The sequence below is a fragment of the Shewanella sp. HL-SH4 genome (genome assembly GCF_051164845.1).
Taxonomy (GTDB): Bacteria; Pseudomonadota; Gammaproteobacteria; order Enterobacterales; family Shewanellaceae; genus Shewanella; species Shewanella glacialimarina.
This window is the reverse complement of record NZ_CP195037.1, coordinates 1,885,374-1,909,108: the sequence shown is the minus strand read 5'-3', so window position 1 is coordinate 1,909,108 and position 23,735 is coordinate 1,885,374. Positions and strand designations below refer to the sequence as shown.

The 23,735-nt window shown below is 41.9% G+C and carries 22 protein-coding genes; 4 read left to right on the top strand and 18 right to left on the bottom strand.

What is annotated here, in order from left to right:
- Window positions 1-5: 5 nt before the first annotated feature.
- From ACRWQL_RS09300 to dinF, 6 genes are all read right to left on the bottom strand, one after another.
- The gene (locus tag ACRWQL_RS09300) at window positions 6-1,547 is read right to left on the bottom strand and encodes a DNA cytosine methyltransferase (protein WP_434953223.1); all 1,542 of its coding nucleotides are present in this window, start codon (window positions 1,545-1,547) and stop codon (window positions 6-8) included.
- 62 nt (window positions 1,548-1,609) lie between these two features.
- A complete protein-coding gene (locus ACRWQL_RS09295; RefSeq protein ID WP_434953221.1) occupies window positions 1,610-1,831 on the bottom strand; it encodes a hypothetical protein in 222 nt (73 codons plus the stop codon).
- 246 nt (window positions 1,832-2,077) lie between these two features.
- Window positions 2,078-2,305: a hypothetical protein gene (locus ACRWQL_RS09290; RefSeq protein WP_434953220.1), complete on the bottom strand. Its 228-nt coding sequence runs from the start codon at window positions 2,303-2,305 to the stop codon at window positions 2,078-2,080.
- Between the two features lie 591 nt (window positions 2,306-2,896).
- Window positions 2,897-3,247, bottom strand: a complete 351-nt coding sequence (locus ACRWQL_RS09285; protein WP_434953219.1) for an FKBP-type peptidyl-prolyl cis-trans isomerase — start codon at window positions 3,245-3,247, stop codon at window positions 2,897-2,899.
- Window positions 3,248-3,414: 167 nt separating this feature from the next.
- Window positions 3,415-5,379 (bottom strand): alpha/beta fold hydrolase, encoded by a 1,965-nt coding sequence (locus ACRWQL_RS09280; RefSeq protein ID WP_434953218.1) that lies wholly within the window; start codon window positions 5,377-5,379, stop codon window positions 3,415-3,417.
- 84 nt (window positions 5,380-5,463) lie between these two features.
- Window positions 5,464-6,801 (bottom strand): MATE family efflux transporter DinF, encoded by a 1,338-nt coding sequence (dinF, locus tag ACRWQL_RS09275; protein WP_434953217.1) that lies wholly within the window; start codon window positions 6,799-6,801, stop codon window positions 5,464-5,466.
- A 14-nt stretch (window positions 6,802-6,815) separates the two neighbouring features.
- Between dinF and ACRWQL_RS09270 the strand changes: the two genes are divergently transcribed.
- Window positions 6,816-7,874, top strand: coding sequence for a polysaccharide deacetylase family protein (locus ACRWQL_RS09270; RefSeq protein WP_434953216.1), 1,059 nt, complete (start codon window positions 6,816-6,818; stop codon window positions 7,872-7,874).
- Between the two features lie 25 nt (window positions 7,875-7,899).
- Here ACRWQL_RS09270 and ACRWQL_RS09265 read toward each other — a convergent pair whose 3' ends face one another.
- From ACRWQL_RS09265 to ACRWQL_RS09240, 6 genes are all read right to left on the bottom strand, one after another.
- Window positions 7,900-8,931: a protein-glutamate methylesterase/protein-glutamine glutaminase gene (locus ACRWQL_RS09265; RefSeq protein ID WP_434953215.1), complete on the bottom strand. Its 1,032-nt coding sequence runs from the start codon at window positions 8,929-8,931 to the stop codon at window positions 7,900-7,902.
- A 301-nt stretch (window positions 8,932-9,232) separates the two neighbouring features.
- Window positions 9,233-9,898 carry an SCO family protein gene (locus tag ACRWQL_RS09260; RefSeq protein ID WP_434953214.1) on the bottom strand — a complete coding sequence of 222 codons (666 nt, stop codon included), beginning with the start codon at window positions 9,896-9,898 and terminating at the stop codon, window positions 9,233-9,235.
- Window positions 9,899-9,979: 81 nt separating this feature from the next.
- Window positions 9,980-10,888 carry a heme o synthase gene (cyoE, locus tag ACRWQL_RS09255; RefSeq protein WP_434927841.1) on the bottom strand — a complete coding sequence of 303 codons (909 nt, stop codon included), beginning with the start codon at window positions 10,886-10,888 and terminating at the stop codon, window positions 9,980-9,982.
- 15 nt (window positions 10,889-10,903) lie between these two features.
- Window positions 10,904-11,884, bottom strand: a complete 981-nt coding sequence (locus tag ACRWQL_RS09250) for a COX15/CtaA family protein (RefSeq protein WP_434953212.1) — start codon at window positions 11,882-11,884, stop codon at window positions 10,904-10,906.
- Window positions 11,884-12,435, bottom strand: a complete 552-nt coding sequence (locus tag ACRWQL_RS09245; RefSeq protein WP_434953210.1) for a hypothetical protein — start codon at window positions 12,433-12,435, stop codon at window positions 11,884-11,886. Before ACRWQL_RS09245 ends, ACRWQL_RS09250 begins: the two co-directional genes overlap by 1 nt.
- A gap of 40 nt (window positions 12,436-12,475) precedes the next feature.
- Window positions 12,476-13,291: an SURF1 family protein gene (locus tag ACRWQL_RS09240; protein WP_434953208.1), complete on the bottom strand. Its 816-nt coding sequence runs from the start codon at window positions 13,289-13,291 to the stop codon at window positions 12,476-12,478.
- Between ACRWQL_RS09240 and ACRWQL_RS09235 the strand changes: the two genes are divergently transcribed.
- Entirely contained in the window at window positions 13,239-13,457 is a 219-nt protein-coding gene (locus ACRWQL_RS09235) for a DUF2909 domain-containing protein (protein WP_226411902.1), read from the top strand. The two genes, ACRWQL_RS09240 and ACRWQL_RS09235, sit on opposite strands and share 53 nt — an antisense overlap.
- 20 nt (window positions 13,458-13,477) lie before the next feature.
- On the opposite strand, the gene ACRWQL_RS09230 is transcribed toward ACRWQL_RS09235, so the two are convergent.
- The 6 genes from ACRWQL_RS09230 to lexA all read right to left on the bottom strand — a co-directional run bounded on the left by ACRWQL_RS09230 (window position 13,478) and on the right by lexA (window position 19,608).
- The gene (locus tag ACRWQL_RS09230) at window positions 13,478-14,353 is read right to left on the bottom strand and encodes a cytochrome c oxidase subunit 3 (protein WP_434953206.1); all 876 of its coding nucleotides are present in this window, start codon (window positions 14,351-14,353) and stop codon (window positions 13,478-13,480) included.
- A complete protein-coding gene (locus ACRWQL_RS09225) occupies window positions 14,350-14,913 on the bottom strand; it encodes a cytochrome c oxidase assembly protein (protein ID WP_434927846.1) in 564 nt (187 codons plus the stop codon). The genes ACRWQL_RS09230 and ACRWQL_RS09225 overlap by 4 nt, the downstream gene beginning before the upstream one ends.
- 1 nt (window position 14,914) lies before the next feature.
- Entirely contained in the window at window positions 14,915-16,504 is a 1,590-nt protein-coding gene (ctaD, locus tag ACRWQL_RS09220) for a cytochrome c oxidase subunit I (protein WP_434927847.1), read from the bottom strand.
- A gap of 10 nt (window positions 16,505-16,514) precedes the next feature.
- Window positions 16,515-18,086, bottom strand: a complete 1,572-nt coding sequence (gene coxB, locus ACRWQL_RS09215; protein ID WP_434953205.1) for a cytochrome c oxidase subunit II — start codon at window positions 18,084-18,086, stop codon at window positions 16,515-16,517.
- Between the two features lie 389 nt (window positions 18,087-18,475).
- The gene (locus tag ACRWQL_RS09210) at window positions 18,476-18,994 is read right to left on the bottom strand and encodes a cell division inhibitor SulA (protein WP_434953203.1); all 519 of its coding nucleotides are present in this window, start codon (window positions 18,992-18,994) and stop codon (window positions 18,476-18,478) included.
- A complete protein-coding gene (lexA, locus tag ACRWQL_RS09205; RefSeq protein WP_434953202.1) occupies window positions 18,991-19,608 on the bottom strand; it encodes a transcriptional repressor LexA in 618 nt (205 codons plus the stop codon). The genes ACRWQL_RS09210 and lexA overlap by 4 nt, the downstream gene beginning before the upstream one ends.
- 250 nt (window positions 19,609-19,858) lie before the next feature.
- Between lexA and plsB the strand changes: the two genes are divergently transcribed.
- Entirely contained in the window at window positions 19,859-22,282 is a 2,424-nt protein-coding gene (gene plsB, locus ACRWQL_RS09200) for a glycerol-3-phosphate 1-O-acyltransferase PlsB (protein ID WP_434927853.1), read from the top strand.
- Window positions 22,282-23,538 (top strand): tryptophan permease, encoded by a 1,257-nt coding sequence (gene mtr / locus ACRWQL_RS09195; protein ID WP_434953201.1) that lies wholly within the window; start codon window positions 22,282-22,284, stop codon window positions 23,536-23,538. Before plsB ends, mtr begins: the two co-directional genes overlap by 1 nt.
- The last annotated feature ends 197 nt before the right edge of the window (window positions 23,539-23,735 follow it).

The window sequence follows — 23,735 nt, the reverse complement described above, 5'->3', positions numbered from 1 at the left end:
CTTATTTATTTTGATTGAAAAATATGTAATATGATCAACCCAATTTTCTTTGCTAAAAAAGGTGGCACAGCATTTCCTACTTGGACGTATTGTTGTGTTCTGTTCCCTTCAAATAAATAATTGTCTGGAAAAGTTTGTAACCTAGCAGCTTCTCTCACAGTTAAGCTTCTACATTGTTTCGGATCGTAATGTACGAAATAGTGCCCATCTTTTGATATATGACTGGTTACAGTTGTGGCATATTTATTGGCAGATTGAACCCTGAAACGATCTGCATGAGTGCCTGTTGTCCAGTTTTTATGCTCTGGAGCTAGCTCTTCAGGGAAGTCACGTGATTTAGGTGATACTCCATTATTTAATTGTGCGTGTGCAGCACAAAATGCGTATCTCAATAAATCAGCCTCAATATGTCCACGGGTTGCATGGTTTAGCACATATCCTAAGTCATCATCTATTAGCCAGTCTTGTAATGGTTGAGGGATTTGACAATTATCAATATCAGCATGAATAGTCGAAGAACGCGGTAAATTCGAGATAGGTGTCAAATCTAACGCATTGACCGCTTCTAATGGGTAGTGCTTTTTAAATAATGTTATCAGTTGCGTTGAGTGCTTAGTGACAGTGTGTTGCCATTGAGTGGTGTCATCTTTTTGCTTAGAAAATCCACTTCTTAAGGGCGGGAGATCACCAAGTACAGATTTAACCGTTATAGCCTCTTTAGCTTTCGTCAAGGCTTGTGGTGTCGCCTTAATATCATCACGTAAACCGAGCAAAATGACTCTGTGTCTCGCTTGAGGTATACCATATTGTTCTGAGCGAATTAAAAAATCTGCAGAATTTGGGTATTGAGGATTATTAGGATTTTCTGCATTAACAACCAAAGAATAAATTTTGTAGTTTGCAGTATCTTTTATCTTTGTTACTCGCCCTGGGTTTCTTAGATCTTTAAGGATTTGAGGAAACATCACTTTACCATTCAATTTTGCAGATAAAATGCCTCGAACGTTTTCCATTATGAAAATGTCAGGTTGCGCGATAGTGAGTACCTTTAAGTACTCCATATACAGAAAGTGACGTTCGTCTTTTTCTGCTTTGTAGTCTTTGATACCGGCATTTCTTGAGCGTCCTGCTAGTGAATAGGCTTGGCATGGTGGGCCACCAATCACGATTTTTGGCCCTTTATGCTGGCTTACAAGTTCTCTGATTCGAGCATGAATTAGCTCATTATCTTGGCCTAAAGCTCGAGGAGCTTCCAGCGTTTCTTCCTGTGCGGCTTGGGCTTCATCAGGGTGTAAAGTAAACAATTGCTCTCGGCTAATTTTACCTTGAACATAATCGTAATAATGTTGTTTAGCCGCAGGATTATTAGCAAGCTTTCTAAATAAAGCTCTAGTGGTAAGTGTTTTGTGTGCTGAAGGTTCTTTTTCTACAGATACGCCGATTTGAAATGGCTTATGGCCTTTTTCATCAGTGCAAGAAGAGATACCTTCCCCCAATCCGCCAGGCCCCGCAAACAAGTCAATTACAAGAATTTCACCTGATTTCATTACTTAAAAACACTTTTAACGTTAATTTGGAGCAATCATACCAGGTACAGGATAGCTATCAATCATTGTTTCGGTATATTAGGATCTAAATTCATTAATATGAAGTTTCGTATTTCAACAAGACCATCATCGACAGTAAAAACTAACCCGCTATCTAGCTCTTCATTATTTTTCGACACTGACCAAAGATAGCCTTCATTATATTGGTCGGGATTAGGGGCTATATAAATATCAAACCCATCAATAGTGTCTTCAACAATTTCGGTATATGAATTACCACTCATATTTTCACCCCCAATAAATGCTAAGTTTTATTGTCAGTAATAATAGATGGCGAGTCCACGGACTATGAGTCACATTGGCTTGTTTTAAACATCGGAAACGATGATTTATTGACGGTATTAATTCATATGAACTTACCCAAGCCTGCCATATAGGCATATGCAACTGTTGAAAACAGGATGTTTTCGTCAAGCCCCCATGGATGGGTTTACGGCGTGTTGCAGAGGATGATGTGGCTGGCTGTTTCGCTATGTGGAAATGAGATTAAGATAAGCTATTAGATCTTCACTTGTTTCGCACTCAAAGATGTTAACAGCTTCAGTACCAGCGTATATTTCGGGGAAAGCATCATTACCTTCATTGGTGTCTGATTCGATAGTGAAACGGGCGCAGTCTTCTTCACGTTCATCGGCTATTTCATGATCAACCCACAATATTCTGTATTGATCACCTTGCTTAAAATAAAGCTTACACAAGTGTCGTTACCGTAACTATTATCGATTAAAAATGGATAATCACTAAGGCTAAACTCCAAATTAAACTGAGTATCAAAAGCTTGTAAATATGGCAGCATGATTATCACTCTTACATTTTTTCAAGGTATATAGATTATAGTATAAACCTTGATTTTAGTGGGTTTTAGCTAACTTTTCGAGCAAAAATAGAGTCTGATATGTAAGATTATCAGTAGCGTTTGCCTATGATGATTTTGTGCTTTTGAGCTGTATATTTAACCTCAGCTCGGGATAATAAATGTATATCAAACAGATCTTTGCCCCGCTAACTGCGTTGAATTCATTTGCAATAGCTCGCTATTGACGCATAAATTCGCCTTGTTAACAGCGCAAAGCTCAAGTTTGAGGATAAACAGTTGAATTTTGGCTATTTCAATACCGTTTATTCATCTCTTACCCCGAGCTGAGGTTATTTAGTTTGGGTTTAGCTAAAGATCGGCTAGTTTTCGAGCCGCCAGAAGTCATATTATTCCTTAGCATCACGCATTATGTTTGTAGACTTATCCGTAACCATTACTGAGGCGTGAATGGCGATGTCATTAGTCGCGTGACTTAATCATCACGGGTTAATACTTCAAGCAATTCAATTTCAAAAAACAAATCTGAATGAGGTGGGATTTTCTCACCAATTTGACGTTCGCCGTAACCGAGGTTTGCTGGCACTGACAATTGACGCTTGCCACCGACCTTCATCGGATTGTCTCCAATAATGCCTAAGTACCATCCTTGTATAACCCGCTTAGCGGAGATCACCACTTGAAATGTATCAGAACTATCAAACACAGTGTCGTCGGCTAGTTTGCCAGTATATTTACAGGTAATTAATGCGCCTTTTTCGACTGCTTTACCTGTTCCTATTTGGGTGTCGTTGATGATTAAATCTGTCAATGTTGATGAGGTCATAGGGTGTCTTATTGATTGTTTTGTCGATTTTTGTGAATGTTCTTAATGAGTGTCTGATGCCAGCAGATTGGCTAAAAAGCCAAAAATATGCCCGTATCATAGCAGTTGATACGGGCATATTTAAAGCTGTTAGCTTAAGTAACACTCTAATAGCGTGTGGTGTTTAATTAGTTCACCGGTAAATGCTTTTGTAAAAAGGCTTCAATAGCATAAAAGGTTTTAAGTCTGTCAGCATTGTCACTAAGGTAATGGTCGCCATCTTCAAGCTCAACAAATTGGACATTTTTATTGTACTTAGTTAATGCATCAAACATATCTTCACTGTGCTCAACGTCGACAACCCGATCTTTCTCGCCGTGAATTAATAGCACTGGCACATTAATGTCTTTGGCTTTACTGACAGGGGAGCGGGCATAAAGTGCATCATAATCGTCGCCAATTTGCTGCTTCACAATTTCAAAGTTGCGGTAACGACGGTGTGACTTGACTAAGTCTTCCACATCCATCACACCACCAAAACTAATAGCACATTGAAATAAATCTTGGGTGGTTGCAACGGCCATTAATGCGGCGTAGCCTCCATAACTTGCCCCAGCAATACAAATTCTTTTAGGGTCAGCAACGCCTTGTTCAATAAGCCAGCGTGTACCGTCTTCTACGTCGGTTTGCATTTCAAGCCCCCAGTTTTTGATACCTGCTTTCATAAAGTCGTAGCCGTATCCGTCTGAGCCTCTAAAGTTCATCCGCAATACCGCGTAGCCGCGATTTGCAAAGTATTGGGTCCAATAGTCAAAACTATTGTTGTCGAAACTAATTGGTCCGCCATGGGGGAATACAATGGTGGGTAGTTTAGTTTTTAATGCGTTTTTTGGCGTTGTTAGAAAACCTTCAATATTTAAACCATCACGGGCTTTGTAGTTAATACTTTCGGTACTGGCCATTAATTCAGGGAATAAATTTTTGTAGCGATAAGCAATAGGGATCAATGTTTTGGCATCTCTGTTACCTAAATAATAAGTGCCTGAGTCGGTTGCGCTGGTAGAGAATACAATGTAACTGCGCTCGTCTTCACTGTATTGAGTAATAAAATTGCGGGTGTCGGGCAACACTTGATTCAAGCCATTAATGAGGGCGATATATTCTTCATCCCAAAAAGTGTATTCGGAGTCAGCACCATCACTTACACCAACGATTTGTTGTTTTACTTTGGAGTAAATTAACCCCCCAGTGACATCAAGATTATCGCGCTTAAACACCAGCTCTTTGGTGAGTTTAGGATCAGTGAGGTTCACTTTGAAAATAGCTTTATAGCCTTCATGGTAGGCTTGAAGATATAAAATGTTAGGGTCTTCACCGAAGCCCATTGGCCAAACTTGATCTTCAGCAAACGCCTCAAATTCCCATAACGTACGATAGCTTTCATTGTTATCGGCTTGTTCAATGATTTTATAATGGGTGTCATCTTGAAAGATGCCGACTCGTACTCGATGTTGTTTGTCCGTCGTCCAATCGATGACATTTTTTACCGCATATTGCACAGCACTTGAGCGGCCGTCGGTGAGGTTAATTTTCATTACTGTTTCATTTTCTGGTTTGCTACCTAATCCAGTAAATTGCATCAGAATGTGGTCATCATCGTCTTTGAGCATATCAATAATATCAGATTGAATTTGTGGCACCCATTTAAAGCGTTTTAAAACCATGGGTTTAATCACACTTGATAATTCATTTTCAGAGATAGAATATTTAAATAACCGCCATTCATTGGTTGGCGTGCCATATCGTATGGCTGGAAACTTGGCATAAATAAATAATATGTCATTACTTGCCCAGGATAAGCCGGTAATGGTGAATTTTTGGTTGTCAGTTTGTACTGGATAAACTGACTTACCAGAAGCAACATTATAAATATTAACTAATGAGCCTTTTTGAGTATCTAAATCCAACCGAACAACTGTTGCAATGTTTTTACCATCAGGTGAAAGGGTGACATTGGTTACGTCGGGAATGCTGGCAAAAGCTTCAACAGGCAGTTGTTGTGGTGTAGAGGGAGTGGCAAATGAAGGTTGTGCGACAAGCAAAGCGAGTAACAATGCAAATGCACTGGAAAAAAGAGCTAAAGTCCGTTTCATTAAATATCCAAACTAAATTGTTATTTTGACATGTAACCAGGATGTTACCGTGTAATGCATCAAAGTTTAATGCTTTTTGAGTATTTACCCAAATTTTAGTTTAAGTCGGTAATGATAATGCCATCCCAAGCTAATACTGCGAAATAGCATAAATGCACACAATGCGCTCCATAAGGCGTGGTTGCCAAAGGATTGCAAGCTCCACCAGAGTGGAAAGTAAACCCCAAAGGTGGCGATTATCATGCTGTTACGCATAATATGCCCCTGGGCGGCACCAATATAAACGCCATCAAATAAATAGCAGCCAAAGGCTAAAATAGGCATGGCGATAAGCCACATAAGGTAGGTGCTGGCCGTTTGTTGTACGCTGGGGATATTGGTCAGAGCGTTGATAATATATTGACCAAACAACCAAAAGAAGACACTGAAAATAACGGCGATAATCGCTGACCAGGCAAATGCTAGGCTAACAGATTCAAACAATAAGCTGGGGTTATTTTGTCCTACAGCGCGGCCAACTTCTGCTTCGGCGTAGTAAGCTACCCCATCGAGTGCATACGATATCAACATCAATAAATTCAGCAGTACCGCATTAGCGGCTAAGGTATCGTCACCTAACCCTGCGCCATAAAAAGCCATAAAACTGAATGCCGTTTGCAGGCATAAGCTGCGAATGAATATATCGCGGTTTAAGGTGAGTAAGCGTGATAAGCCTGTAAAGCTTAAGTGTTGGGTTAACTGTGGCCAGGTAAAACCAGGCTGCTTTTGCAGTTGCTGTTTAACCATGATTACCGCCACACTAAATGCACACATATCAGCGATCACCGACGCTAAAGCCGCACCTTGTACGTTCCATTGAAAACCAATTACAAACACCACATCTAGAATAATATTAACAATGTTGGCAATAATTAGCTGCCACATAGCAGCTTTGGGTTGTTGCCTACCCAGTAGCCAGCCTAATAACACTAGGTTAGTTAAGGCGAAAGGCAATGACCAAATGCGGATCTCCACATACTGACGACAATAAAATTGTACTTGTTCACTGGCTTCAGTTAAGTGCAGCGCTAATGACAATATCGGCTGTTGGAATAGAAGGGCGAAAAAGGCCAGTAAAAGCGCTAAACTGACCCCTTGAATAAGTAATTGCTGCTGGGTATGGTGATCGTTTGCGCCAAAAGCTTGTGCCACTAACCCTGTGGTCGACATACGTAAAAAACCTAATAACCATATTATTAAGGTAATAATGGTACTGCCCAGCGCCACTCCGCCTAAGTAATAGGCTTCACCAAGATGACCAATGACCGCAGTGTCCACTAAACCTAATAGTGGCACTGTGATATTAGATAAAATCATTGGAATGGCCAGCGCCATTAATTGGCGGTTTTTATCGCCATTTAACAGTAAACGAAACACAGACATATTTGGGAAACACTATGCTTAAAAAAGTCATGTTAGTGGCGGGCGCAATATTAACGGGGGTTATATCGTCATTGGCCAATGCCGTGGTGATATTACAATACCACCATGTGTCTGACAGTACACCCAAAAGTACCTCAGTTACCCCAGCTCAATTTGCCGAACAAATGCAATATTTGGCTGATAACGACTTTACGGTTATGTCACTGACTCAGGCAGTCGAACAAATAAAATTGCAGCAAACTGGATCGCCTAAGCAAATCGTTATTACCTTTGATGATGGTTATGACAGCATTATTGAAAATGCCGCACCTATTTTAGCTAAGCATCAATTCCCATTTACTGTGTTTATCTCTGTTAAGCCTATCGATGCAGGATATAAGGGGATGATGAGCTGGCAGCAGATAAAAAAACTTACTGAACAAGGGGCGACAATTGCGAATCATAGTTGGGGGCATGAGCATTTAATTCGCTATCTTGCCAATGAAACCACTGTGCAATGGCGGCAGCGGGTTGGGCAAAACCTGTTGAAAACAGAGGCTGAAATTAAGCAGCAAACAGGGCAAAGTGTGAAAATGCTGGCATATCCATATGGTGAATATAATGCTGAGTTAACCTCATTGCTGGATGAGTTGGGTTTTGTCGGCTTGGGTCAGCAATCGGGTGCCGCAGGTCAGTATTCATCACTCACGGCATTGCCGCGTTTCCCGGTAGCCTTTGATTACGCGGAACTGGCTCAACTTAAGCTAAAGTTTACCAGCTTGAACATGCCGGTAATTAAGCAAAACATTACCGATCCACAATTAAAAAATGGCCAATGGCGCCCTTTGCTTGAGGTAACCGTCGACACCACTGATATTGATAAGCACCAAATGATGTGTTTTGTGCAGGGCCAGGGAAGTCAGCCTGCTATTTGGATTAATGATAATACTTTTTCTGTGCAGGCGAAGCGCGATTTACCCGCAGGACGAAAGCGCTACAATTGTACTGTGCCTAGTAAAACCCAAACAGGCTATTATTGGTTTTCACAAGCTTGGGTAAGGCCTAAAAATGATGGTACTTGGCGTGAAGAATAGCGAAACCTATTCTCATAAAAACACATTAACTGATGGTGAGTAAGGTCAGTAGTTTGTCGCTAATCTGAGTTAGAGGTAATACTTCACTGGCTGCCTCAATGGCAACCGCGGCACTGGGCATTTGCCACACCAGCGACGATGCTTCATCTTGGGCTATGGTATAAGCCCCTTTTTGTTTCATTGCAAGCAGACCTGCGCTGCCATCGGCGCCCATTCCGGTCAGTATAATACCAACAGAGTTTTGAGCCACATGTTCAGCGACGCTATTAAATAAAACGTCTATCGAGGGTTTATGGCGGTTTACCGGCCCAGCGTTAAGTAGTTTTGTTTTAAAGTGGTCGCCTTCAGGTTCGATGGCTAAATGCTGATCCCCTGGGGCAATATAAACGTTACCTGCGGTGAGCTTTTCACCGCCTTGGGCTTCTATCACATTTAAGTGGCAATTTTTATTTAGCCTGGCTGCAAATGAGCTGCTAAATACTGGCTGTATATGCTGGGTAATCACAATGGGTGGTATATTTGCGGGTAATGCCATCAGAATGGTTTGAATCGCTTCAATGCCTCCTGTTGACGTCCCTATGGCGATAAGTCCATTTTTAAACTTCCCCGTCACAGGGGGAGCTATTGCATGATGATGGCGAATAGCCGGTGGTGCATCAAAGGACACTTGTCCTGCAGCGGTGACTTTTTGAACTAAATTATTTTGAAATAATGATAGGCTATTTTGATAATGGTTTTGTGGCTTAACAATATAATCTATAGCCCCCAAAGAGAGTGCTTCTAAGGTGATGTCGGCTGCCTTTTTAGTGAGCGAAGACACCATCAAGACTGGCATGGGTCTTAGGCGCATTAAATTACGCAAAAAAGCCAGCCCATCCATTTTTAGCATGTCAACATCAAGGGTTAACACATCAGGTGAAAGTTGTTTAATAAGTTCGCGAGCTTCATAGGGATCTTCTGCTTCACCCACAACAATAATATTATCATCAGTATCAAGCATCTGAGTGAGTCGCTGGCGCATTAAGGCAGAATCATCTATGACCAATACTTTAATCATTTAGCCTCCTTTCAAGTGGTGATAATAATACGTTACTCCCTTACGGGCGAAATAAATAGCGTGTCCTATAAACTAGACACCAGTAGTTAAGTTATGCTGGCTTTGAGCGTGATTAATTCATAACGGTTTGAACGTTGAGTTATGCGTTGGTTCACCTATTTTTGAAAAATGAGCGGGAGTGCCTTTCAAGTATTGGTGCCTTTATAGGCAGAGTCAAGTATCTGATGTGTAAAGCAATGATATAAAATATTTAAAGTTTACTTTTTAGGGCTTACGGTTTTTTAAGCATAATCAACAGTTGTTAAGTGTTATCAACGATCTTTTTAAAATCTGCAATTAGCTCATTATTCAGTATTTGAGGTGTCTCACCCGGCTTAGGCTTGGCTTTAAATACCGCTATTTTTTCCGCATTAGGTGAGACCAGTACATATGATGCACTGTGGTCGACTTGATAATCATCACCATCACCTACCATTGCATAAGCAAAGCCGAGATCGCGGCTAAAGGGAAATAGCTGAGCGTGTTCAGCGGTAATGGCTTTAAAGTCACTATTAAAAAAGTTGATGTAATCTAGACGTTTGGTTTGCGTGTCACGGTCAGGATCGGCTGATACAAATACCACTTGTATGGAGTCAGATATTTGCTGTAACGCGGGATAAGCAGCGGCTAATTTATTAAGCGTTGTTGGGCACACATCTGGGCATGAGGTGAAGCCGATAAAAAATAGGCTCCATTTACCTGTTAAATTTTTATTAGTAAAAGTATTGCCATATTGATCACTCAAACTAAACGGCGCTAATTTACGAGGATTATCGTAAATAAAGCTGGTGGCTAAATCTAGGGAGTCGTATTGCGGCTTAGCAAGTGACGTTGAAGGCATATTATCTGCAGGGCTTAGCCATTGATTAGCGGCTATGCCCCCGAATGCCATAATGATCAGTGCGACGATAATACTGCGCTTACCCATTTACCACTTCCCTAGATATTGATGTTAGCTGCCAATTTAGCTTGTGCATTGTTACTGTAAGTCACGATTAAACTTAACGGATTAATTCACCCACAAGTAATGATCAACCAGCAAGATGATAAATAGCACCATTAAGTGGTATATAGAAAACTTAAACACATTCATCGCTAAACCTGAGTAGTCATGGTACTTAAGCTGCCAAGCTTTATAAATAAATCCACAACTCAGTAGCGTGGAACCAACCAAATAAACCGGGCCACACATTCCGACTAATACGGGTAATAAACACGCTATGGCTAATAGGACTGTGTATAACAAAATGCAGGTTTTGGTAAACTCAACGCCGTGGGTAACTGGCAGCATTGGAATATCAACCTTGGCGTACTCTTTACGTCGATGAATAGCTAGCGCCCAGAAATGCGGCGGTGTCCAGGTGAAAATAATAATCACCAACAATAACGCATGACCATGCATTTCATTGGTGACAGCAGTCCAGCCAAGTAAAGGGGGCATTGCGCCTGCTAAGCCGCCAATTACAATGTTTTGCGATGTTGCACGTTTCAAATACGTGGTATAGACCAAGGCGTAACCAATTAGGCTGGCAAAGGTAAGCCAAGCTGTGAGGGGATTAACCCAGGCATACAGCATCACAAATCCTAGCACCCCAATAGATACCGCAAACACTGCCGCTTTTACGCCAGATATTTTACCTTTAGGCAATGGACGGTTATAGGTTCGCGCCATTAGGCCATCTATTTTTCGGTCAATAAGGTGATTAAAAGCGGCTGCTGCGCCTGCCATTAATCCTATGCCGACCATACCGACAATTAAAGGTTGTAGTGGTACGGCTCCTGGTAATGCTAGACACATGCCGACTAACACCGTCAGTAGCATCAATGCTACCACTTTGGGTTTAGTCATTTCAAAGTATGCCCGCCACTGTAATGTGAGAGCCGCACTTGGAGCGTTGAGGATGATCGGTTTTGTCATTGTTATGTCCTCTAGTTACGCTTTACGCCATAGGGCGTAGTTAATAAATATCATGGTGAGCAGTAATAATGCTGCGCCGCCATTATGTGAAACTGCAATGCCTAATGGTAAATTCATCACCACATTGCTGATGCCTAACGCAACTTGCACAATTACCATTAAAATAAGTAAATAGGCACTGGTGCGCATGGTGGATGATTGTGCTTTTAATAACTTGAACGCCAACCAAACAAGCATTACTGCGGTGAATACTCCCCAAATACGATGAGTGATGTGAATCGTCATTCTGGTTGGATAATCTAATACCCCATATTCAAAACTGGGATGGTCACCTTGAAAGGGTGAAAACGCATCGGCAAAGCGCAGATTGTCTATCCAATTCCCCTCACAAATTGGCAAAGTGGTACAGGCCAGTGCAGCATAGTTAGAGGATGTCCAACCACCCAACATGATTTGCACCACTAACACCACTAAGCCTATAGCAGCCAATGGCGCCAGTTTTCGAGCATAAGTATCACCGCCGGGAATACGTAAAGGCTTAGTACGTAAATACAAAATGAATAATAGTGAAAATAGGGCAAAACCGCCGATTAAGTGAGACATCACTACAATCGGCATCAGTTTCATGGTGACCGTCCACATCCCTAACGCGGCTTGAAAAATGATTAAGGCTGAGATAATTATTGGCAACTTTTTTGGCGCTTCACGTTGCTTTAAACACATGATTAAAATCACCAGCACCATAAGGCCTAATGTGCCAGCAATGTAGCGATGGATCATTTCAAGCCAAGCTTTTTTCGGTTCAATAGTGTGTTCAGGAAAATGGGTTTCGACTTTTGCCAGTTCATGGCTTTCATTGGGAACGGTTAAATGACCATAACACCCAGGCCAGTCAGGACAGCCTAAGCCCGCATCTGACAGGCGGGTGTATGCGCCCATTAGAATTACCATTAAGGTAAATACTAAGGTGAATTTAATCAGTTGAGGAATATGCATTAACCGACCCTCGACAACTTAAGCATTTTACGTAGGTCGGCAATGATCGCTTTGCCCTGAACAATATTGGCATCACGCCCCAATACTGCGTCATATTGCATGACTAAACTGCCTAATGGGTCGATGATAATCATTTGTTGTAACCGTAATAATTCAGTCATTTTGCTATTAATTACAGCGGTATCAAAAGGAATGTGTAGCTGTTTAAGCGCCTCGATATCACTGTTGTCTTGCAGCAGTATCATTGGCACTATTCTGTCGCGGTCTCGCCCAAGTGCAATGTGACTTTGATTAATAATATATAATCTGTCTACACATTGTTCATCGCACTTTTCAGGCAGCAAATACACCAATTGCCATAAATGTGGCTTAGGGTTGTCCATATCTAGGGTGCTGTAAGTAAGGTCTGTACTGAGTAGCGCGCCTTTATTGGTTGCGCCGCCATGGTACAAATCCATACTTAATACTAGTTTGGCCAATGCCACAGGCACTAAAAACACCACAAACAAGAGTATTAATGTTTTATTACTTTTTCTAGGTTGGGAGTTCATTCTCTCTCCTCTTATTACTTGTTATATAATGGAAAAATATTTAACGCCTTAATTGCTGCCACTTTTTCAGTGTCAGCCAAGTCATTAATCCTAAAAACACTGCGGCCATAGTGAACCATTGCAGTGCGTATCCTTGATGTTTATGGGCCGATAATGGAATGGGTTGCCAGGGTTGTGGTAAGTCCATATGGGGCACATTGTCAGGTTGTAAAACCACAGGTAATAATGGATACCCCAGTGTTTGTGATAACTCATCTATGGCAATATTTTGAAAGCGCATAGGATTACCCGTTTCAGCCATAAGATGGTCGCTAAGTGGATTAGTTTGCTTTTGATAAATTCGCCCGAGTAATTTGTATCGTCCTGCAGAGATAGGGTTAATTTGTGGCAAAATACGGCGATCTTTATTGGCCGGTATAAAGCCAAGTTCGACTAATAATCGAGGCTCAGTCTGCTTTACTTGAAATACTTGGTAGGCCAAGTAACCCACTTGACCTTGGTATACTTGATTATCGAGTAATAAAACCTTGTCAGAGGCTGGCGAAGCTGAAACGGCTACACGGTAGCCTGTCAAAATATTTGTCTCAGACGCATCAGCAGTCTGTGAAGCAATGATTTGTTGTAAGGACTTAAAGGTAATTGCAGGCTGATTTTGTCTTTCAATTAACGTTTGTTCCCAAGCTTGTTTGAATTCGGCTCTATCAAGTTGCCACAAACCTAGCTTGACCAGAATGCTAAACACGCTCACAGTAATAGCAACAAAAACAAACGCGGCCCAACCTAAACCCGCAAAAGGATTGCCTGTGACAGCCCCTCTGTTCGTTAAGTTAGTTTTAGTGCTACTGCTTGTATTCATTCTATTTAATTTAGCCCGCGCATTATTTATTATGGTAAAGGGTGAAAACACCCAGTCTATGAGTCGCTTTTTAGGGCGTAGGGTAATGTTTTCTGCATTCGTAGTTATTTTGTTATTGATTGCCATGGGACTAGGCATAATTGAGCCTAACCCACGGCCTTACTAATATGCGCTATTTACCTGTTGCTACAACACGTAAACGAACACAAATAAACATAACCACACCACATCAACAAAGTGCCAATACCAGCTACCTGCTTGAAAGGCAAAATGTTTGTCTTGGGTAAAGTGACCTTTCAGCACCCTTAAAAGCAGTACAATTAAAAACACTGTCCCTAAGGTAACGTGCATACCGTGAAAACCGGTTAACAAAAAGAAGGTATTGCCATAAATACCCGACTCAAGCGTTAAGCCCAAGTCATGGTAAGCATGGGTATATTCTTCTACTTGTAAAAACAAAAACGCAGAACCTAAAAGAATGGTCAGTCCTAACCAAATTTTCAGTGGTGTACGTTTCGCTTTTTCTAAACTTGTGTGAGCAAAATGTAAGGTTACCGAAGAGGTTAATAACAATATCGTATTGATAAGCGGTAAACCTGTCCATGGCATGGCTTCGGTGGTGGTGCCATCTGGAGTCTTAACCAGTGGCCATACTGCTTCAAATGCTGGCCACAATACTTCATGGGTCATGGCATTATTTGATGCACCGCCTAACCAGGGCATTGCAATCATTCTGGCATAAAATAATGCGCCAAAAAATGCCCCGAAGAACATGATTTCAGAGAAAATAAACCAGCTCATTCCTTGACGAAAAGAACGGTCCATTTGCGCCGAATACAAACCGGACATAGATTCATCAATCACGGTTTTAAACCAACCAAAAATCATAAATATGATCACAGCGATACCGGTTATTAGAATATAACCGCCATAACTGGCTTCAGTTGATAGTTGTTGTACGTAACTGCCTGCGCCAAAGGCGATTAAAAATAGGCCAATTGCACCAATGATAGGCCAGGCACTTTGTGCTGGCACATAATAGGTTTCATGCTTTGTGGTCATTTTGCTGCTCCTTGCTTTACACCACCGCCGACTTTGTCGGTAATGTCATAAAGGGTATAAGAGAGAGTCAATGTATGAATGGATTCTGGTAAATCAGGATCCACGTAAAAAACCAGTGGAAGTTCAGCGCTTGCTGATGCCGCTAGCGGTTGTTGATTAAAACAAAAACACTCTGTTTTATTAAAATAGGCTGCACCTTGACCTGGTGATACTGAAGGTATCGCCTGGCCAACCGTGTCTTTTGTCGATAAGTTTTTGGCATAAAACTTCGCATGGGTAAGCTCTCCAGGGTGCACTGTAATACGATTGACCTGAGGCTTAAATTCCCAAGACATATCGGATTGCACCTGCGCGACAAATTCAATGGTAACGGTGCGGCTTTTATCTACAATCACCGCTTGATAAGTGCTGGCGGTGCTTTGGGGTTTGCCATTAATCCCCAAGGCATCACATAGCACGTCATACAAAGGCACCAACGCAAAACCAAAGCCGAACATACCCACAGCGCCCAAAATAAGCAGGGTCAGTAATTTACGATTCGATTTTGTTGGCTGATTCATCTCATTTTATCTCTGGTGGGGTAGTAAACGAGTGATATGGAGCAGGACTCGGAAGGGTCCATTCCAATCCTTCAGCACCTTCCCATGGTTTATCTGGTGCTTTTTCACCACCTTTAATGCATTTAAGCACTACGGCTAAGAAAATAAACTGAGACAATCCAAAGGCAAATCCACCAATTGATACAATCTGGTTAACGTCGGCAAACTGAATTGCGTAATCAGGAATTCGACGTGGCATACCAGCAAGTCCTAAGAAATGCATTGGGAAAAACAGCACGTTAACCGAAATGACCGAGCACCAGAAATGCCATTTACCTAAGGTTTCGTTGTACATATGACCGGTCCACTTAGGTAACCAATAGTAAGCAGCGGCCATAATGGAAAATATTGCCCCAGTAACCAGTACGTAATGGAAATGAGCCACCACAAAATAGGTGTCATGGTACTGGAAATCTGCCGGTGTAATGGCCAGCATTAACCCTGAGAAACCGCCAATAGTGAACAAAATAATAAAGGCGATAGCAAACAGCATGGGCGTTTCAAACGTTAAAGAACCGCGCCACATGGTTGCTACCCAGTTAAATATTTTTACACCAGTTGGTACGGCAATCAGCATGGTGCAGTACATGAAGAACAGCTCTGCAAATACCGGCATACCCGTGGTGAACATATGATGTGCCCACACTAAGAATGACAGCACCGCAATACTGGCGGTCGCATATACCATTGACGAGTACCCAAATAGCTTCTTACGGCTAAAGGCGGGCACAATGGCAGAGATAATACCGAATGACGGTAAAATCATGATGTACACTTCAGGATGACCAAAGAACCAGAAAATATGCTGGAACATAACAGGGTCGCCACCACCTGCGGCATCAAAAAAGCTGGTGCCGAAGTATTTATCGGTTAACACCATGGTGACCACACCGGCCAGTACCGGCATTACCGCAATCAGCAAGAATGCGGTAATAAGCCATGTCCACACGAATAAAGGTAACTTCATCCATGTCATTCCTGGTGCGCGCATATTAACTATGGTCACAATCACGTTGATTGCGCCCATAATCGAGCTAATCCCCATAATGTGTATCGAGAACACAAACAGTGCTGTGCTATCTGGACTGTAGGTCGTAGATAAAGGCGCGTAGAATGTCCACCCAAAGTTAGGTCCACCGCCTTCCATAAATAATGTGCTAAGTAACATGGTAAAGGCGAAGGGTAAAATCCAAAAACTCCAGTTGTTCATGCGAGGTAATGCCATATCTGGCGCACCAATCATCATAGGTATTAGCCAGTTAGCTAAGCCGGTAAAGGCTGGCATAACAGCACCAAATACCATGATAAGGCCATGAACTGTGGTCATTTGATTGAAAAAGTTAGGTTCAACTAGCTGTAAGCCTGGTTGAAATAACTCAGCGCGGATCACCATTGCCATGGCACCGCCAGTTAGAAACATAATAAAACTAAACCATAAATACAAAGAGCCGATGTCTTTATGGTTAGTGGTTAGCAGCCAGCGCATAATGCCCTTAGGGGCACCATGATGATGGTCGTCATGGACTGCAGTATCGTGCGTAGATGTACTCATTAATTATCCCCTACTGTCCATGGCTATTGACATCGGCTGCTTGCACCGTATCGCCTGAGTTGTTACCCCATGCATTACGCTCGTAAGTGATCACCGCTGCCATTTGGCGAGGTGATAATGAACTGGCGAAAGCTTGCATCGCAGTGCCGGGTTTACCGTTGTGAACGATATTGATATGCGCATCAACAGGGCCAGTAATTATGGGACTACCAATCAATGATGGGAACGCACCAGGTAAACCTGCACCTGTTGCTTGATGACAAGCTGCACAAGACGATGTGTATACCTGTAGACCTTCGGTCATTAACTGCTCATAAGTTAATTCCGTCAAATCTACCTCTTTCACCTCGGCGACAATGTCGACAGCTTTGGTAACTGCAGCATTGACTTGCTCAGATGGTTCGGCAGATACAACTGCTTGAGTGCTGGTATTTGCTGGATTAGGTTCTGCTGCATTAATACCACTGGCAACATTGCTTACATCAACAGCCTGAATAACATCACCGGAGTCGTTCCCCCAAGCATTACGCTCATAGGTGACAACCGCGGCAATATCTTTGGCGGTTAACTGTTTTGCAAATGATTGCATTGCTGTTCCAGGCTTACCATTAAGCACAATATTAATATGGCCATCGACAGGCCCCTTAATGAGTGGGCTGCCAATAAGAGATGGGAATACACCGGGTAAGCCTGCACCATTAGGTTGGTGACATGCTGCACATGTAGAGAGGTAAATTTGTTCGCCTTTGGCCATTAACTCTTCTTTTGAAAGAGTTTCTGACAAGGCTGCTTGAGCCGCGGCAGCTGCATTATTGGCAAGCTGTTTTTGGTCTAAAAGCCACGCATCATATTCCGCTTCAGGCAACGCCTGAACCACAATAGGCATAAATCCATGGTCTTTGCCGCATAATTCAGCACATTGACCACGGTAAGTTCCTGCTTTATCAATTCGTGTCCAAGCTTCGTTAATAAAGCCTGGGTTAGCATCCTTTTTAACCGCAAAAGCTGGAACCCACCAAGAGTGGATAACATCATCTGATGTCATTAAAAAACGCACTTTCCGATTGAGAGGCAGTACCAAAGGTTTATCTACTTCTAATAAGTAGGTTGCGCTTTTAGTTTCATCACCGTCAATTTGGGTGCGAGGAGTGGATAAAATGCTATAGAACTCGACATCTTCATTAAAATAACTGTAATGCCATTTCCACTGCGAACCAGTGATCTTAATGGTTAAGTCCGCGTCAGACGGATCTTCCATAGCGATAAGGGTTTTAGTGGCTGGAATGGCCATACCAATTAAAATAACAAATGGGATCACGGTCCAAGCAATTTCTACTTTGGTACTTTCATGAAAATTTGCCGCGACCGCGCCTTTGGATTTACGATGATAGATCATTGAATAAATCATGATCCCGAACACCACAACACCAATAGCACAGCAAATATAAAGAATAATCATATGGAGGTCATAAACCTGGCCACTGATATTCGTTACACCCTTTGTCATGTTGAGGGGCATTTCGTTTGCCCCAAGTGGAGGTGCCATTAACACCGCCATTACACAATACAACCATTGCTTCACAAGACTTCTCCTCTGCCAATTGCGAATAGCAACTACAAAGAAGAGTCACACAGTAAGTCTCTGCTCTATGTAAACTCTTCGGTTCCCAAAAAAGCTTGATGACCTCAAAGTACCCTGGTGGTTGTAAGCGTGTAAGGCTTACGGATTTGTATTTATGTGCACCACGCTGGCACCTACAACTGAACCTATCAATTCTGATTTGACGCTTTTATCTGTCAGATAAAATCTAGACTGTAGCGTTTCAATTAGGTTAAAAATGTTTCAACCCTGTTAAATACATTACTTGTAGATTAAACATTGATCAAGATCACTTTTATAGCTAATTAACTGAAAGTTTGCATAAAAAAGCCCTGTACATAGACAGGGCTCAGTAAACACGGCGTTTAGTACTAATGAAATGAAGTGAAATTAATTGTTTTAACAGCATTATTTTGATATGAAATAATCGCTTTAGTTGCCAAATTAGTGCCTAAGTGAGTGCTTACATCTTCAATAACGACACCTAGTGCTCGGGCACTTTTTGCCACTAACTCTAATCGGCGACTGTCGCGTGCATCTAAAGGTTGAGTCCATGAAATAACGGCACTTGATGTACCACTGGTTAATGCTTTTTCCATTGCCCAAAGTGTTTCAATTTCATCCTTCGCATGTACTAACAATACGCGGTCCATTCTTACCCCGGCACTAGCTAACATCTGTTTATAATTAATATTGGCGGGGTTAATTAGCACAATCCAACGACCTTGCAGGCTTAGTTGTGCCAACTGGCTAGCATATTGACTGAGTTCCACTTTACCATTGGTTTCGGTTTGGAGTGTGGTGATAGGCTGCGCTAAATTAATATCTGCAGTTGGCAAATCTACCCATAAACCAGGATGACGAGGGGATGTACCCATTAGTTTGTTCATAACCATTCTCCAATACGAATTACACCAACTGCAAGCCCTTCAATAGTGAGGCTTTGGTAACTTAAATCGACTTCGATAGGTGCATACGCTTCATTTTCAGCGTGCAAATATACGACATTGCCTTTTTTCTCAAAACGTTTCACTGTCACATCATCTTCAACACGAGCAACAACGACCTGGCCATTTCTGGCTTGCTGTATTTTATGAACGGCGAGTAAATCACCCTCTAAAATGCCGATGTTTTTCATGCTGTCACCGCGAACCCTTAACAAAAAGTTTGCGGCAGGTTTAAACATATTAGGATCAACTTGATAGTATTGTTCTACATGCTCTTGCGCTAAAATAGGTTCACCTGCAGCGACTTGTCCAATTAAAGGTAAACCTGTTTCTTCAGGTTCATCTTCTTGGGTTAATCGTATTCCACGGGATGTGCCGGGCATGATTTCAATAAACCCTTTTTTAGCCAAGGCTTTTAAATGCTCTTCAGCGGCATTTGCGCTTTTGAAACCTAGGCGCGTAGCTATTTCTGCACGAGTAGGTGGCATACCAGTTTCAGAGATATTGTTTTTAATAAGCTCTAAAATTTCAGCTTGGCGTGGTGTTAAGGGTCTCATGTTATTTCCTGTCTTTCTATACAGTAACTGTCATTATATACAGTGTTTGTGTTTGCGCAAGTATTCACCAATTATTTTTTAATTTTATTATTTTTAACGGCTTTTTTATTATATGTATCAATTGCATGCTTCAATTTATTTGTTCTTGAATTTAAAAGCATTGTTTGATGTGTACAGCCTATAGTGAAAGGTAACCAGTTTCTGGTATCCTATGCGCCCATATTAAAAGGGCTTTATTGCGAATATTATTATGTCAAAACCAGATTCAATCATGCTTAGACTGCTGCGTAGGGTGCAAAAGCTGATGGTGCAAACGATAGTTGTGCCACATGACCCATTTGCAGATCTAAACTTCGATCCAGACAAGCCCATTGTTTATGTCATGAAGACAGAGTCGATCAGTGACACTGCAGCATTAAGCGAAATGACCCAAGGCTTAGGCTTACCAAGTCCTTATGCGCCATTACAACTTGATGGTATGAAAGTGCCACGAGTTGTTTGTTTAGAGGGGCGAAAGCCTATTATTGGTAAGCGTGAGGGTGGTGAGAAGTTTTTAAACTGTTTTACCAGTTTATTAGCGCTCCACCGTCAGCAGCCTGAACTAGATATCCAACTTGTGCCAGTAAGTCTTTATTGGGGCCGTACTCCAGGCAAAGAAGATGACACGATGAAAGCTGCTGTGCTTGAACGTGAGAATCCAACCTGGTTACGTAAATGGTTAATGATTCTATTTCTAGGTCGCCATAGTTTTGTGCAGTTCTCTAACGCAATGTCATTACGCTACTTAGCCGATGAACATGGTACTGATGAAGCCATTGCCCATAAATTAATTCGGGTGGCTCGAGTACATTTTCGCCGTCAACGTAAAGTTATGACTGGACCACAACTGCCTAACCGTCAAGCTCTGTTTGCTTCGTTATTAAAGTCTGAATCGATCAATAAGGCCATTGAAGAAGAAGCGGCAAACAAGAAGATTTCCAAAGAAAAAGCACGTGAAACTGCGATTGAGTATCTGGACGAAATCGCGGCCGACTATTCAGATAGTTTAGTACGTATTGCTGAGCGTTTTCTAACCTGGTTATGGAATAAGCTATACAGTGGTATTAACATCAAAGGCGCTGAGCAAGTGCGCCAACTGCATCATGACGGTCATGAAATTGTATATGTGCCTTGTCATCGCAGCCACATGGACTATTTACTGCTGTCTTATATTTTGTATTACCAAGGTATGGTGCCGCCGCACATTGCAGCCGGTATCAACTTAAACTTCTGGCCTGCAGGCCCAATGTTCCGTCGTGGTGGTGCATTTTTCATTCGCCGTAGTTTTAATGGCAACAAACTGTATACCGCTATTTTTCGTGAGTATTTAGATCAACTGTTTGCTAAGGGCTACGCCGTTGAATACTTTACCGAAGGTGGTCGTTCACGCACTGGTAGATTGCTTGCGCCTAAAACCGGTATGTTAGCCATGACAATTAACAGTGTACTGCGTGGTATTGAGCGGCCGGTGACGTTAGTGCCTGTTTATCTCGGTTATGACCACGTGATGGAAGTGGCTACTTACCATAAAGAATTAAGTGGTAAGAAAAAAGAGAAGGAATCGCTTTGGCAGGTATTTGGCGCTATTCGAAAGCTGGGTAATTTTGGCCAGGGTTACGTAAACTTTGGCGAGCCAATCAATTTACAAAACTTTTTGAAACAGCAATCTCCTGATTGGCGTGAAGAAATTGCCAAAGATCCTGACCAGAAACCATCATGGGTTACGCCAGCAGTTAATCTTCTAGCCAATCAAGTGATGACCAACATTAATGGCGCAGCAGCGGCAAGTTCAGTCACGCTAACTAGTTTAGTGTTATTAGCCTCAGAGCAAAATGCGCTAGAACGTCATCAGCTTGAGCGTCAGCTAAATTTCTATTTAAAGTTGTTAAAACAAGCACCTTATTCCGACTATGCATCGGTTGCAGAAGGTGATGGTCCATCCATTGTTAAGCATTGCTTATCACTCAATAAATTTACCTTAGAAAAAGACCCATTAGGGGATATTGTCGCAATTGACCCTAACCATGCTATTACCTTGAGTTATTATCGTAATAACATTATTCATATCATGATTATTCCTTCCTTAATTGCCAGTTGTTTAGTGCGCTATGAAGAATGTAATCGTGAACAAATTCTGGCAGTGGTTGAGGACTTTTACCCGCTGATGAAAGCAGAATTATTTATGGGTATTGCTGATCTTCCCGCTTATGTTGATTTAGTGCTTGATCAAATGGTTGAGGAGAATTTAATTAGTGGTGATAAACGTTGTGTTGTTGTCCAAGCCAATATCACCCAGTTAGAGCTATTAGCTGAAACCGTCAGTGAAACATTACAGCGTTATGCCATTATCTTTAACTTGCTAGGGATCAAACCTGAATTAGAGCGTGCAGAGCTTGAACGAGACAGCCATTTATTGGCCCAAAGGTTAGGGGCGTTGCACGGTATTACTGCACCAGAGTTCTACGATAAAAAATTGTACAATACCCTGAGCGTGAAACTAAAAGAGCTAGGTTATTTATGCAGTCGTGAGCCATTAGATGAAGTGTTCCGTATACGCGACCACGCGAATGGATTATTACGTCCATCAGTGCGACAAACCATTCAAGATAGCGTAAACGCGGAGCATTTAAATTAATGGCAAACCACATGAATGCGGCTAAAAATAGCCCCAAAAGTAAGTCTCTTATTGGTGGGGCAATGATTATTGCTGGTACGACTGTTGGCGCGGGAATGTTCTCGTTACCTGTTGTTGGGGCAGGCATGTGGTTTAGTTATTCCTTATTGATGCTAGTGGGTATTTGGTTTTGTATGCTGATGTCTGGCTTACTATTGCTAGAAGCCAATTTACATTTTGAACCTGGGGCCAGTTTTGACACGTTAACGCGTGATACACTTGGGCAATTTGGTCGAATAGTCAATGGTTTATCAATTGCTTTTGTGTTGTACATCCTAACTTACGCTTATATTAGTGGCGGTGGCTCGATTGTTAATCATAGTCTGCAGGCTATTGGCATCAGCTTACCGCAAAGTATCGCCGGATTAGTGTTTGCATTGGTGCTAGCACTTATTGTGTTAATCAGCACTAAAGCTGTTGATCGCATTACCACCATTATGCTTGGTGGTATGGTGATCACTTTCTTTTTAGCTACGGGTAACTTATTAATTGAAATAGAGCCAAGTCGATTGTTTGAGCCCGACGGTGAAGCTCGTTATTTACCTTATATGCTGGCTGCATTGCCATTTGGCCTGGCCAGTTTTGGTTACCATGGCAATGTACCCAGTCTGGTTAAATATTACGGTAAAGATGCCAAAACCATTGTAAAAGCTATCGTCCTAGGCACAACCATTGCCTTGGTGATTTATGCTTGTTGGTTAGTGGTCACTATGGGTAATATTTCTCGTGCTATGTTCTCAGATATTATTGCCCAAGGCGGTAATATGGGGGTATTAGTGGCGGCCTTATCTGAATCCATCGCCAGCGAAAATTTATCACGCGTACTGACCTTGTTTGCCAACTTAGCGGTTGCCTCATCTTTCTTAGGGGTGACATTAGGCTTATTCGATTACCTAGCTGATTTATTTGGTTTTGATGATTCACGTACTGGTCGATTAAAAACCGCAGCAATTACGTTTATTCCACCAACAGTATTAGGGTTACTCTTTCCTAATGGTTTTTTAATGGCTATCGGTTTTGCAGCTTTAGCCGCAACCATTTGGGCGGTTATTGTACCTGCACTATTGGCTTATAAAACCCGTCAGCTCTATCCAAATAGCCAAAGCTTTAAAGTACCAGGAGGCAATATGTTGATCATGATTGTGGTGTTATTTGGGGCATTAACGGCAACGTGTCACTTGTTGGCCATGGCGGATATTTTACCGGTTTACCAGTAGGTTTTTGACAGGCTTACATAATAAAAAGTCTTCTTCGGAAGACTTTTTGCATTTATGGCATTTTGTAGCTTAACTGTGGGCAATAAGATACGTGAAACCCTATGTTAAGAATTAAAAATGAAGGAGGCATGTTTTAATCATTACGTTACCCTCCCATGTTATAAGGCAGATGAAACATAAAACAAATAAACTTGTTG

Bases quoted from the DNA above. Each gene is read 5' to 3' on its own strand.
- ACRWQL_RS09300 (WP_434953223.1), bottom strand. From the start codon at position 1,547: ATGAAATCAGGTGAAATTCTTGTAATTGACTTGTTTGCGGGGCCTGGC.
- ACRWQL_RS09295 (WP_434953221.1), bottom strand. From the start codon at position 1,831: ATGAGTGGTAATTCATATACCGAAATTGTTGAAGACACTATTGATGGG.
- ACRWQL_RS09285 (WP_434953219.1), bottom strand. From the start codon at position 3,247: ATGACCTCATCAACATTGACAGATTTAATCATCAACGACACCCAAATA.
- ACRWQL_RS09280 (WP_434953218.1), bottom strand. From the start codon at position 5,379: ATGAAACGGACTTTAGCTCTTTTTTCCAGTGCATTTGCATTGTTACTC.
- dinF (WP_434953217.1), bottom strand. From the start codon at position 6,801: ATGTCTGTGTTTCGTTTACTGTTAAATGGCGATAAAAACCGCCAATTA.
- ACRWQL_RS09270 (WP_434953216.1), top strand. From the start codon at position 6,816: ATGCTTAAAAAAGTCATGTTAGTGGCGGGCGCAATATTAACGGGGGTT.
- ACRWQL_RS09265 (WP_434953215.1), bottom strand. From the start codon at position 8,931: ATGATTAAAGTATTGGTCATAGATGATTCTGCCTTAATGCGCCAGCGA.
- ACRWQL_RS09260 (WP_434953214.1), bottom strand. From the start codon at position 9,898: ATGGGTAAGCGCAGTATTATCGTCGCACTGATCATTATGGCATTCGGG.
- cyoE (WP_434927841.1), bottom strand. From the start codon at position 10,888: ATGACAAAACCGATCATCCTCAACGCTCCAAGTGCGGCTCTCACATTA.
- ACRWQL_RS09250 (WP_434953212.1), bottom strand. From the start codon at position 11,884: ATGCATATTCCTCAACTGATTAAATTCACCTTAGTATTTACCTTAATG.
- ACRWQL_RS09245 (WP_434953210.1), bottom strand. From the start codon at position 12,435: ATGAACTCCCAACCTAGAAAAAGTAATAAAACATTAATACTCTTGTTT.
- ACRWQL_RS09240 (WP_434953208.1), bottom strand. From the start codon at position 13,291: ATGAATACAAGCAGTAGCACTAAAACTAACTTAACGAACAGAGGGGCT.
- ACRWQL_RS09230 (WP_434953206.1), bottom strand. From the start codon at position 14,353: ATGACCACAAAGCATGAAACCTATTATGTGCCAGCACAAAGTGCCTGG.
- ACRWQL_RS09225 (WP_434927846.1), bottom strand. From the start codon at position 14,913: ATGAATCAGCCAACAAAATCGAATCGTAAATTACTGACCCTGCTTATT.
- ctaD (WP_434927847.1), bottom strand. From the start codon at position 16,504: ATGAGTACATCTACGCACGATACTGCAGTCCATGACGACCATCATCAT.
- ACRWQL_RS09210 (WP_434953203.1), bottom strand. From the start codon at position 18,994: ATGAACAAACTAATGGGTACATCCCCTCGTCATCCTGGTTTATGGGTA.
- lexA (WP_434953202.1), bottom strand. From the start codon at position 19,608: ATGAGACCCTTAACACCACGCCAAGCTGAAATTTTAGAGCTTATTAAA.
- plsB (WP_434927853.1), top strand. From the start codon at position 19,859: ATGTCAAAACCAGATTCAATCATGCTTAGACTGCTGCGTAGGGTGCAA.
- mtr (WP_434953201.1), top strand. From the start codon at position 22,282: ATGGCAAACCACATGAATGCGGCTAAAAATAGCCCCAAAAGTAAGTCT.